The organism is Brucella sp. GW823-FHT04E01 (genome assembly GCF_058796175.1).
On the sequence record NZ_JBXAIK010000001.1, the window covers coordinates 111198 to 123262 of the forward strand.

Genomic DNA, 12065 nt, shown 5'->3' on the forward strand with positions numbered 1-12065 from the left:
GCTGTCGAGGTTCTCATCACTATCTATATCCAAAAAGGGAGCATAGATGACGGTGAGAATGATGAGCATGGATGCCTATAGTTCGATGACGGAAAAGAAGCCTTTTTCGGTTCCTGCCAATGAAGTCGAGCGACTTGAAAGCGTCCGTAGTCTTGTTTCCGTGTCCAGCCTTGGACTGCCCGAACTGGATACCCTTGTATCGCTTGTGAAAGACGTTTTTGACGTCAGCACATCTGCTCTCAATATCATTGACGAGGACTGGCAGCGTGTTGCTGCCAATGCTGGCGAAAAGGTCAGCAGTTGTCCCCGCGAGTTGACCGCCTGCACCTTCGTGGTGGAAAGCGGTGAGCTCTTCGTGATTGAGGATATGGTCGAGAACGATTTCTTTTGCAGCATGCCTTATGTGACCGGCGAACCGCGTTTCCGCTTTTATGCTGGTGCACCGGTGTCTGTCGATGCCGGATTGACGGTCGGCTCCCTGTGCATTGTCGATAGCAGGCCGCGAAAGATTTCCGATACGGAACGTGCCAAGCTTGAGGATTTTGCCCGCATTGCAAGTGGATTGCTGCGGTTGCAAAAGACCAACAAATTCCTGACTGACGATTCCACCGCTCTCAAGCGCCTCGCACTGACCGACCGCCTGACCAAACTTTATAATCGCGGGGCTCTCACCGAATTTGCCATTCCGATGATCGAAAAAGCCTTGCAGCAGGGCAAGCCGATTGGTGCGCTGCTGATCGATCTCGATCGGTTCAAGGCGGTCAACGACACCTACGGTCACCTGATGGGCGACGCGCTTCTGATCGAAGCGGCTCAACGTTTGCGTTCCGCCTTAAGGGAAACAGATATTCCGGTGCGTGTGGGAGGTGACGAATTCGCCGTCATTCTTCCTGATGAAGATTGCATGGAAATCATCGAGACGGTGGCAGGAAGGGTGGTTGAGGCTTTTCGTGAACCTTTCCTCATCCACGGCGTCAATCTGGATGTTTCGGCAAGCGTCGGGGCAGTTCTCGCACCGCGCGACGGCACAACGCCGGACACGCTCGCCCGCAATGCGGACATTGCGCTCTATGAGGCAAAGGGCAAAGGTCGTAACTGCTATAGTATTTTCGGTGAAGCTGGAAACAAAGTATAATAAAAACAGCGTGATATGTATATTCTCGAGATTCTGTATTAACTAGATAGAAAAAGCCCGGACTGATCAGTCCGGGCTTCTATATTCTTACGTCCGGCTCTTAATCGAGTACGTAGCAGGCTTTAGCCTTACCGCGTGCGGGATCGCCGAAGGCGCGATTGTCACATTGGACGCCATTGCGGAAGACGCCTTCCGTGAACCGGCCGTTTGCGCCGTAGCGGACGCGCTTGCGACCGTAAAAGTCGCAGAACCCGCCTTCCTTCGCACAACGGCTCCAGTCGCGGTCGCGGTCATCATAACGGTCATACGGATCATACCGATCCGGGCGTTCGGGGCGATCAGGGCGGCCCGGACGGCCAGGCCTGTCTTCCCAGCGATCCTGAACCACGAAGGAGCAGCTTTTCTTTTTGCCCGGCGCCGGGTCACCGAAGACGCGGTTCGAACAGGTGACCTGTGGCCGATCAATGAAGCGCGACGTATTTTGTCCGCCGGTGCCATAGACCACTTCAGCCGGGTAGGGCAGCTGGCAGACTCCGTTCTCGCTTGCGCAGCGCTGCAACTTGGCTGCGGACGCCGGCGTTACAAGCGGGGAGAGGACGGCCACCAGGCCGCCAAGGCATAGTGAAGCAACAGTCGTCTTGAGTGCAGGTGTCATGATGAGTCCCTCTGATATCGATGAAATATGCTTTAGTTCCGATATCTTGAACAGAGGATGAATGCGCAGTTCACAAAGAGCTGCAAGCTTGCAACGCCTGACAGGAATTTTGCGGGTGTCGAAGAGCTGGAACGAATGTGGGGTCGACAATCATTTCCTGCTCTGGTTTGCTTGGAGCTGGAGTGAGGACCAGAAATGCACCATCTGCCGTTCAGTTTCAAATCGATTGTCGTTGTTCTGGCGGCCATGATTGCCACTGGATTCTATGTCGGCCACAAGACCAAGGAAGTGCGCCAGACCTCGCTTGATCAGCACGTCGCGCCTTCTGAAGCTGGAATATAATCCATCGACCACTCCTGAACCGCTTCCTTTCCCGCAGCTTTCATGAAATGAGAGTGAAACACTCACGTTCACTCTTTGGAAGGCTGCCCATATGCACGGCGAATACAAAGTCCACGGCGGAAAACTTGTCGTTGTCGATCTGGATGTTCGTGACGGGCGCCTGAGCAATGTGCAGGTGGCGGGCGACTTCTTCCTGGAGCCGGACGAGGCTCTGGAGGATATCCGCAACGCTGTCGAAGGTCTCTCTGCCGATGCGTCGTCGGAGCAGATTGCCGACGCTGTGAGGGCAGGTCTTCGGCCCGACGCCATGATGCTCGGCTTCAGCCCGGAAGCGGTTGCGATTGCCGTCCGGCGGGCTTTGGGTGTTGCCCGCACATGGCGGGATTTCGAATGGCAGATCGTTGAAATGCCTGCGGTTTCCCCTGCCATGCATCTTGCGCTTGACGAGGTTCTGGCACAGGAGGTTGCCGCCGGACGCCGCGCGCCAACATTACGCTTCTGGGAATGGGAACGCCCCGCCATCATCATCGGCGCATTTCAATCACTGCGCAATGAAGTCGATATGGACGCAACGCGGGAATTCGGCGTCGAAACTGTCCGTTGCGTTACCGGTGGCGGCGCGATGTTTGTGGAACCCGGCAGTACCATCACCTATTCGCTTTATGCGCCGGGCGAACTCGTAGGGGACATGAGCTTCGCCGATTCCTACGCATATCTGGATGATTGGGTGTTGAAGGCGCTCAACTCGCTCGGCATCGATGCTTTCTATAAACCGCTGAACGATATTTCGAGCTCCAAGGGCAAGATCGGCGGCGCGGCGCAGAAGCGCTTCTCCAAGGGGACGGTTCTCCACCATGTCACCATGGCTTATGACATGGATGCCGAGAAGATGGTGAAGGTCCTGCGTATCGGGCGCGAGAAGTTGAGTGACAAGGGCACAGCCAGCGCAGTCAAGCGTGTCGACCCGGTTCGCAGCCAGACAGGACTGCCGCGCGAAGAAGTCATCAAGCGCATGAAGGATATGTTCGTGTCGCTGAATGGCGGCGTGAGCAGCAAGATTACGCCGGAAGAATATGCAGCTGCGGAAAAGCTTGCGGTCGAGAAATTCTCGACCCAGCAATGGTTACGTAATATTCCCTGAGCTTTCCATCCGACACTTGATCGCGAAGCGGGGTGACTTGCCCGTGCTGTCATGGCATAGGGAGGCCGCAACGCGACAACCTTACGCTCCATTCCACTCAACAAAGTCCTCCCGTTCCATGATCCGCATCGACAATATCAGCAAGTCCAACAGCCATCGCATTCTCTATATCGAGGCTTCCGCCGCTTTGAACCGTGGCGAAAAAATCGGCCTTGTCGGTCCCAACGGTGCGGGCAAGACAACCCTGTTTCGCATGATCACCGGCGATGAACTGCCGGACGAAGGCCAGGTTTCCGTCGAAAAAGGCGTGACGGTCGGTTATTTCGACCAGAATGTCGGCGAAATGGGCGGTCGATCAGCCGTTGCGGAAGTGATGGAAGGTGCGGGGCCCGTCAGCGTGGTTGCGGCTGAACTTCGCGAGCTGGAAGCCGCGATGGTCGATCCGGCCCGTATGGACGAGATGGATGCGATCATCGAACGCTACGGTGAAGTGCAGGCGCGCTACGAAGAGCTGGATGGCTACGGTCTGGATGGCCGTGCGCGTGAGGTTCTGGCAGGCCTTAGCTTTACGCAGGAAATGATGGATGGCGATGTCGGCAAGCTCTCCGGCGGTTGGAAAATGCGTGTTGCGCTGGCGCGCATTCTGCTGATGCGCCCGGATGTGATGCTGCTCGACGAACCAAGCAACCATCTTGATCTCGAAAGCCTCATCTGGCTGGAAGCATTCCTCAAGAACTACGACGGCGCGTTGCTGATGACTTCGCACGACCGTGAATTCATGAACCGCATCGTGACCAAGATCATTGAAATCGATGGTGGTTCGCTCACGACCTATTCCGGCGACTATGCCTTTTACGAGGGCCAGCGGGCGCTGAACGAAAAGCAGCAGCAGGCGCAGTTTGAACGTCAGCAGGCCATGCTTGCCAAGGAAATCAAGTTTATCGAGCGTTTCAAGGCGCGCGCGTCCCACGCTTCGCAGGTTCAAAGCCGCGTAAAGAAGCTGGAGAAGATCGACCGCGTGGAGCCGCCACGCCGTCGCCAGACGGTCGCTTTCGACTTCGCGCCGGCACCGCGTTCGGGTGAGGACGTTGTGAGCCTGAAGGGTGTGCACAAGACCTATGGCAGCCGCACGATCTATGACGGTTTTGACTTCATGGTTCGCCGCCGCGAACGGTGGTGCATCATGGGCATCAATGGTGCAGGAAAATCGACGCTGCTGAAACTGGTTGCAGGCGCTGCCGAGCCGGACAAGGGCAACGTCAATGTTGGCGCCAGCGTCAAGCTCGGCTATTTCGCGCAGCATGCGATGGATGTGCTCGACGGCGATGCAACGATACTGGAATGGCTGGAAGAGCGCTTCCCGAAGGCAGGGCAGGCCCCACTTCGCGCGCTGGCTGGCTGCTTTGGATTCTCCGGTGACGATATCGAAAAGAAGTGCCGCGTGCTATCGGGCGGTGAAAAGGCGCGTCTGGTCATGGCGGCCATGCTGTTCGATCCGCCGAATTTCCTGGTCCTGGACGAGCCGACCAACCACCTTGATCTCGATACGAAGGAAATGCTCATCAAGGCGCTTGCTGCCTATGAGGGCACGATGCTGTTCGTATCGCACGACCGGCATTTCCTCGGCGCTTTGTCGAACCGGGTTCTGGAGCTGACACCGGAAGGCATTCACCAATATGGCGGCGGCTATACGGAATATGTGGAGCGGACGGGGCAGGAGGCTCCCGGGTTGCGTTCATAGGGCGATTCAACTGTCTGTTCTGGTGCGCATCTTATCCGAAAACCGTTTCACACTTTTCGGGATGCGCTCTAACGGCAAAATTTGCGCCGCTTAATCAAAATAAGCCATTGATGCATATGCGCGGTTCAGTTAGAAACGCGCATGTAAAGGCTTCGAGCCTTCCGGCAATGCACCCGTAGCTCAGCTGGATAGAGTGCTGCCCTCCGAAGGCAGAGGTCACAGGTTCGAATCCTGTCGGGTGCGCCATTTTTCTCCAAAAATCCTTTAAATATCAATGGTGTCTATGATTTCTCGACCTTTCCGGTCCATAAACGGGTCCACGGAAGGTGCGCAATGGGCTTGCATTGAAGCATATCGTTATTACCCAAGCAGGGACATATCACTATCGCCGTCGATTCCTGCGAGACGTTGCACAGGTATGCGCCCGACGGGTCGTCATACGACGGTCGTTCCTCCTGGCGTTAATTGGATTGATTGGGTCGCTGGCCCCTGTGTTTCAAGCATCTGAAATTCACTGTGGAATTTCTGCGGGACAAGCTCCATTCTTATGGCGACTGGCTATCTCGCCGGCGTGAAGGCCGTCAACTGCGCGACCGAATGAAGGAAACGAGCAAGCTTCTCGATCCGGTACGGGCAGCATCACGTTCTTAAAGAGTTTTTTCCGTCCTGGCCAAGCTGCCTGCGAACAAACTCAACGACATTTCGAAGGGGAGCTGTGAGCTTCCAACAAGTTGAATTGCGGAGTTGGTCTATCTCATTCGTATATTTTACTATATCTTGTTGGGATTTTGAAAACGCTTCCAAATGGACGTTGCTTTCCGCCTTTTGATTGGCAAGCTGCTCGGAAAGTACGTTATTGCGTTCAGTTAGTGTGCGTAATTCTTCAGATAATACTTCGATCCTCCTGGCGTTGTCGTGTAAAAATCTAATGTTGTCCCAGGCAATCCTATTAACTAAATCGGTTGCGGCACGACGTAGTTTTGCCGGCCATAAGACTGGCTCTTCAAACAGCATTGATGCGAATACACTCTGCTCGTTCATTGAAGCTGTTACGTTGGGCCTGAGAGCGGTGGGCCACCAATCAGCGCTGTCGGCGATATCAAGAAAATTGGCAAATTGAGGCATGCCTGAACTTCGTGACTGTTTCCAGTGTGCCGAAAAATGAAGTACTGTCGGCAAGCGCCGATAAGTCAATGGATCGTCAGAGTTCTTTTGGATAATTTCGTGCCATAGCCGCCAGTCGCCGGCGGAAGAAACATCTTCTGGCCAAACATCCCTTCGCGACAGCGCGTCTGCCCGGTAAGCGAAGCAACTGGCTGGTATCGAGTTTTGATGCAGCATAAAGAATTCAAGTTCATCTTCGAACTCAAGATTTGTCAAAAATGGTGCCGCAATTCCATCTGTCGAAATCCAAATTGCCTGAGTATACGCGAGCGCGCTTCCTCCGCTTAATGCCTCCTCCAATACCTCCAGATGATCTGGCAATATTAGGTCATCGTCCGCCATGAAGGCTATGAATTTACCGCGCGATTCTTTCAATGCAATATTACGATTTGCATAGCCAAAATGCGGCGCCTTAGGCAGGTCAAAAAAGCGAATCCGAGGGTCGTTGAAGCCTTGCAAAATTGTACGCGTTTCGGGCGGGCATCCGTCCCCGACAACGAGTAGTTCAAAATCCTTAACTGTCTGATTTAATACTGATTGCACCGCATAGCCGATTACATCGACCCGGCTATGGGTAGGAAGCAATATCGAGAACAGAGGGTCGTCTACCATCCCTTTGCTGCTCCGAAGTCATAAGGTATCAAATCTGTATCGAGAGGCAGGCGATATTTATCTGGTTTTGAATGATCATATTGTATCGTTGGGAAATTTAGCACTACGAGTTCGGAGTTACCTATGTTGTGATCTGCATGCCAAACAAACTTCGGTACATTTACAAGCCTCGGCTGGTTTCCGGATAAATATACTTTACAAATTTTATTGTAAGTGCTCGATTCCGGCCTTGGATCAAATAAGACAAGCTCCAATTCGCCGCTGATCACAAAGTATCTATCTTCGTGCTCCTTATGTAGTCCCCAGCCTTTTACCATGCCGGGGCGTATCGTGAACATATAGGAGAACACCAGCGGATCTGGATGCCAGTTCCAGCGCGGGTCATATATTTCCGTTACGCTGCCACGGTCATCATTATGACGGATACTTTCATAGAAAGACATCCCATCCAGCAGAGGAGCAACACTGCGGCGATTATCGTCAACTGTTCTCTGGTCTTGTTTTGCTGCGTCAAGAGTCACATCAAGTAGGCTATTCATTGCACACCTTTGGCAATATTTGCGTGTTATGTTTAATGTATTCTATTATTTTCTATAATTTCGCGCCAATGTTTGGAACGATTTATGTTTATTTTAGTTAGCCCTCCCGCTGGGAACATCAACTCGTTAGCTTTATCCTAATCGCTTATCATGATTACTTTTTATCGTTGAAAAGGTCTATTTTGTATCGATCTTATCTATTGTCGGCGGTAGCTGTACGGTAGTTTGCAGAATAGGTTTTAGTGCTTGCCTAATTGATGAAGACACCGAAGGCAGAGGGCACAGGTTCGCATCTCGTATCGGGTGCGCCACTTACTTGATGAGCTTGATGAACAGCATTTATGCGTGCAATCAGGACAGAATCGAGAACTATTTCCGTATTCAAAAAGACATTGTGCAAGCTCCATCGAACCATCTATTGATAGCGGCGGGGGAGAAATCATGACGAGTCGGCGATTTGCATTGCCTGCTTGAGCCTCCCCTTGTCAGGGGCTTAACCAGAAGATCAATTCTGGAAAAGCCAAAATGAAATGGGAGGGATCTGAATGCGCGTATTAAAGCGTATCGCTGTGGCAGCTTCGATTGTCGGGATCGCGGCAACGGCAAGTGGTTTGGTGATCGGCGCGGCAACTGCCGAAGAGCCATTGAAACTTGTAATCGGAACGGAAGGCGCCTATCCGCCGTTCAATTTCACCAATCCGGATGGCTCGCTGTCGGGCTTTGATGTCGATATCGCAAGGGCGCTCTGCGAGGAAATGAAAGCCGAGTGTACATTCATCACGCAGGAGTGGGATGGCACTATTCCGGCACTTCAGGCCGGAAAGTTTGACGCTTATGTATCCTCCATGTCGATCACGGATGAGCGCAAGAAGCAGGTCGACTTCTCCAATAAGTATTACAACACACCTCCCGGCATCGCGGTCCCCAAGGACAGCGACATCAAGGGTGTGACCAAGGAAGACCTCGCCGGCAAGACAATTGGCGTTCAGGTGTCAACGACGCACGCCAACTATGCCGAACACGCCTTCACGGACAGCACGATCAAGGCTTATCCGACCGCCGAAGAATACCGGCTCGATATGGCCAATGGTCGCCTTGATGCCGTCAACGACGACAGTGTAACGCTCAGCGAATGGCTGAAGACGCCGGATGGTGCCTGCTGCAAGATGGTCGGCACTTATCCGTCCGACGACAACATCCATGGCGTTGGCGTCGGCGTTGCCATGAAGAAGGGCCGTCCTGAACTGGTCGAAAAGTTCAACAATGCCATCAAGGCGATCCGTGCGAACGGCAAGTACAAGGAAGTCAACGACAAGTACTTTGATTTCGACGCTTACGGCGCTGAAAACTGATCGCGCAGAACGAATGGGTCGTTTGGCATACTGAATTTTGCAACACCGCCCAATTTGGGCGGTGTTGCTGTGTCAGAAGGGCTACTCGCGCACGCGCAATAGCTAATCCATATAATTACGAGGCATTTGTTGGCGTTGAGAAATTCTCCGCCAGCAAGGACAATGTTGATCTTCCGGCGCAAGGGAGATCAAAATGTATCAAATATTGTGCCTGACGATTTCAGGCTTCGTACTTGTTGCAATTTATTCATTTTACGACCGGGAAAAGCCCGGACTATCCTATTCCGCGTCAAACGGTTGTATCTGCGATAAAAATCGCCAGCCAATCTCAGCATGTCTGGATGTTTGCCAGCCTGCGAACTGAAGATTGCCGGAACACTGAAATCAGGAGTCCAAATGCGACCTGAAAATCTCGTCATTCGCGCAGTAGAAGCTACGGATGCTGAAGGTCTCACCCGCCTGCAGAACATGCCGGGATTTCGGTTCGGCACTTTGCGCACGCCGTTCCAGCGCCTTGAGACCACGAAGAAATGGCTGGATTCGCTCGGACCGGAATCGACGGTGATTGTTGCGACGATCAATGAAGAGATCGTCGCAAACGCTGGCTTGCTGCGGCGCACCGGAAGACGGAGCCATACCGCAGGTATTATAATGGGAATAGACGACCAGTATGTCGGCAAGGGGATAGGCACGGCACTTATGACCGAGCTGATCGAGATCGCCGATAACTGGCTCGGTCTGAAGCGGCTTGAGCTGACCGTCTATGTCGACAATGTCGCCGCGATCCATCTCTATGAGAAGTTCGGTTTCGTCCCGGAGGGCATTCACGTGAAGGATGCTTTCCGAGCCGGAGAGTTTGTCGATTCACTTGCAATGGCCAGGCTCAATTTCTGATGCATTGCGCCAAAAATTGAGCGCCGAATGTTGTCTCCATTGGGTTGACTGATGAGTATCCGCATGGCCGCTGAACGAGAGTTACCCTTCGTCAACAACTGAGTGCGAAACAAACGTTGCATTTTCGCCACAATGCGTTGCATAGATGCAACGCTATTGGGTAACATGGTTAACATGAGCACGGCGAATCTGACGACGGACATGAACGGCGAGAAACAATCATCGCAAGGCGGCGAGGGGCGCAGGCTTCTGGCGCTGCCGGGTATCATCACTGTTGTTTCAGCGCTGATTACAGCATCGATATCCTTCGCCATTCTGATTGGCATCACCCCGATCACGCCTGACCGGACGGTAACGCTGGCATTGGTCATCATCAATGTCGCGTTGATTCTGTTCCTCATTCTGCTGATTTGCCGCGAAGTCTATCGCATCGTCATGGCCCGCCGGCTTGGAAAGGCCGCTTCGCGCCTGCATGTCCGCATCGTCGCGTTGTTTTCGTTGATTGCAGCGGTTCCTGCCATCGTGGTGGCCATCGTTGCTTCCGTAACGCTCAATCTGGGTCTTGATCGCTGGTTTGACACCAATACCCGCGACATTGTGAGTTCATCACAGAGCCTGACCACCGCCTATATTCGCGAAACCGCGCTCAACCTGCAAAGCACGTCCTATTCGATGCTGCAGGATCTCGATGCGCAGCGCACCATCTACAGTCTTGATCGTGGCGGCTTCGTCCAGTTGATGACGTTGCAGACGCGCGGTCGCGGTCTGCTCGGTGCGTTCCTGGTGCGTGAAAATGGTGAAGTGGTCGTCAAGAGCGATACCGGTGTCGAAGATCGCTTGCCGCCGCCGACTGAAGATGCACTGAAGACGGCACCGGACGGCAAGCCGGTCATCATCCCGCCGGGAAACAGTAATTTCGTCGGCGCAATTATCAAGATGCGCGAAATACCGGACGTCTATCTCTATACGGTTCGCGCCGTGGATTCGCAGATTCTCGACGCCATGCGCCTGATGGAAGCCAACACCCAGCGCTATCAGGAAATGGATGCGAACCGCATTCCAACGCAGATCGCGTTCGCGCTGCTCTATTTCGGTCTGACTCTGATCGTTCTGCTTTCGGCGATCTGGACCGGTATTGCTGTTGCTGACCGGCTGGTGCGCCCGATCCGTCTGCTGATCGGTGCGTCGGACGACGTGGCGGCTGGTAACCTCGATATCTCGGTTCCGGTGCGCGCTTCGGACGGTGATGTCGGCGCATTGTCAGGCACTTTCAACAACATGGTCGCGGAACTTAAGAGCCAGCGTAACGAGTTGATTTCCGCCAAGGACCAGATCGATGAGCGCCGTCGCTTCTCTGAAGCCGTGCTTTCCGGTGTGACGGCAGGCGTCATCGGCATCGAAACAGATGGCTGTATCTCCATTCTGAACCGTTCCGCAGAGCATATGTTCGGTGTCACATCGGATGATGCTGTTGGCAAAAGCCTTACCAGCATTGCGCCAGAGATCGGGCAGGCTTTCGAGGTCGCCCGTTCAACGGGACGTGCCGTACACCGCGAGCAGGTCAGCATGACCCGCGGCGGCGTGGCGCGCACGTTCAACGTGCAGGTGACCGTCGAGGATACGGAATCCGAAGATCATTCCTATGTCGTGACCGTGGATGACATCACCGATCTGGTGCAGGCGCAGCGTTCGTCGGCCTGGGCGGATGTCGCCCGCCGCATTGCGCATGAGATCAAGAATCCGCTCACGCCGATCCAGCTGTCCGCCGAACGCATTCGCCGCCGTTACGGCAAGGTGATCACCGAGGATCGCGAGGTTTTCGACCAGTGCACGGATACGATCATCCGCCAGGTGGGCGATATCGGGCGCATGGTCGATGAATTCTCCGCCTTTGCCCGCATGCCGAAGCCGGAAATGCGGCTTATGGACATGCGCGAGGCATTGCGCGAAGCCTCCTTCCTGATCGAAGTCAGCCGCAGCGATATTCGTTTCCAGAACGATTTCGGGGCGGAAAAGCTGGTCGGTTCCTTCGACAGCCGCCTGATCGGGCAGGCGTTCGGCAATGTCATCAAGAATGCCAGCGAAGCCATTGACGGACTTCCGAAGGAAGATCGTGCCAAGGAAGGTGAAGGCGGGCATATCCTCATCCGTTCCTATCAGGCGGATGGGCAACTGGTTGTCGATGTTATCGACAATGGCAAGGGCCTGCCGGGCGACGACCGCCAGAAGCTACTCGAACCTTATATGACGACGCGTGAGAAGGGCACTGGCCTTGGTCTCGCGATTGTCCGCAAGATCGTCGAGGATCATGGCGGGCATCTGGAATTGCATGACGCGCCTTCGGATTTCCACGGAGGCCGAGGCGCGATGATACGCATGGTCTTCCCGCAAGCGCCTGCCAACGAAGCTGGTGCGAATGCGGGACCTGCCGGCGAGGCTGGCACCAATGCGGAAAATAACGAAAAGAACATAGCTGGACAGGTGATTTGA

The 12065-nt window shown here is 54.0% G+C and carries 10 protein-coding genes and 1 tRNA gene; 8 read left to right on the plus strand and 3 right to left on the minus strand.

The window, feature by feature from the left end:
- Positions 1-46 precede the first annotated feature (46 nt).
- Positions 47-1135, plus strand: a complete 1089-nt coding sequence (locus AC1RHM_RS00540) for a sensor domain-containing diguanylate cyclase (protein ID WP_151576377.1) — start codon at positions 47-49, stop codon at positions 1133-1135.
- A gap of 100 nt (positions 1136-1235) precedes the next feature.
- Here the strand turns inward: AC1RHM_RS00540 and AC1RHM_RS00545 are convergent, their stop codons facing one another.
- Complete coding sequence (locus AC1RHM_RS00545; RefSeq protein ID WP_151576376.1) at positions 1236-1790, minus strand: hypothetical protein; 555 nt, start codon at positions 1788-1790, stop codon at positions 1236-1238.
- 195 nt (positions 1791-1985) lie between these two features.
- Between AC1RHM_RS00545 and AC1RHM_RS00550 the strand changes: the two genes are divergently transcribed.
- From AC1RHM_RS00550 to AC1RHM_RS00565, 4 genes are all read left to right on the plus strand, one after another.
- Entirely contained in the window at positions 1986-2132 is a 147-nt protein-coding gene (locus AC1RHM_RS00550; RefSeq protein WP_155243322.1) for a hypothetical protein, read from the plus strand.
- 91 nt (positions 2133-2223) lie between these two features.
- Positions 2224-3273 (plus strand): lipoate-protein ligase LplAB, encoded by a 1050-nt coding sequence (lplAB, locus tag AC1RHM_RS00555; protein ID WP_151576375.1) that lies wholly within the window; start codon positions 2224-2226, stop codon positions 3271-3273.
- A gap of 118 nt (positions 3274-3391) precedes the next feature.
- The gene (locus tag AC1RHM_RS00560; RefSeq protein WP_010660169.1) at positions 3392-5014 is read left to right on the plus strand and encodes an ABC-F family ATP-binding cassette domain-containing protein; all 1623 of its coding nucleotides are present in this window, start codon (positions 3392-3394) and stop codon (positions 5012-5014) included.
- A gap of 169 nt (positions 5015-5183) precedes the next feature.
- Positions 5184-5260: transfer RNA gene (locus AC1RHM_RS00565), tRNA-Arg, on the plus strand.
- 393 nt (positions 5261-5653) lie between these two features.
- On the opposite strand, the gene AC1RHM_RS00570 is transcribed toward AC1RHM_RS00565, so the two are convergent.
- Together AC1RHM_RS00570 and AC1RHM_RS00575 are read right to left on the minus strand one after the other, a co-directional pair.
- Positions 5654-6790 (minus strand): glycosyltransferase family 2 protein, encoded by a 1137-nt coding sequence (locus AC1RHM_RS00570; protein WP_151576374.1) that lies wholly within the window; start codon positions 6788-6790, stop codon positions 5654-5656.
- Positions 6784-7329, minus strand: coding sequence for a polysaccharide biosynthesis C-terminal domain-containing protein (locus AC1RHM_RS00575; RefSeq protein WP_094513737.1), 546 nt, complete (start codon positions 7327-7329; stop codon positions 6784-6786). Before AC1RHM_RS00575 ends, AC1RHM_RS00570 begins: the two co-directional genes overlap by 7 nt.
- Positions 7330-7874: 545 nt before the next feature.
- On the opposite strand from AC1RHM_RS00575, the gene AC1RHM_RS00580 reads away from it, so the two are divergent.
- The 3 genes from AC1RHM_RS00580 to AC1RHM_RS00590 all read left to right on the plus strand — a co-directional run bounded on the left by AC1RHM_RS00580 (position 7875) and on the right by AC1RHM_RS00590 (position 12065).
- The gene (locus AC1RHM_RS00580; protein WP_151576373.1) at positions 7875-8681 is read left to right on the plus strand and encodes an ABC transporter substrate-binding protein; all 807 of its coding nucleotides are present in this window, start codon (positions 7875-7877) and stop codon (positions 8679-8681) included.
- 396 nt (positions 8682-9077) lie between these two features.
- Positions 9078-9575 (plus strand): GNAT family N-acetyltransferase, encoded by a 498-nt coding sequence (locus AC1RHM_RS00585; RefSeq protein ID WP_012092095.1) that lies wholly within the window; start codon positions 9078-9080, stop codon positions 9573-9575.
- A 132-nt stretch (positions 9576-9707) separates the two neighbouring features.
- Positions 9708-12065 (plus strand): sensor histidine kinase NtrY-like, encoded by a 2358-nt coding sequence (locus tag AC1RHM_RS00590; protein WP_151576372.1) that lies wholly within the window; start codon positions 9708-9710, stop codon positions 12063-12065.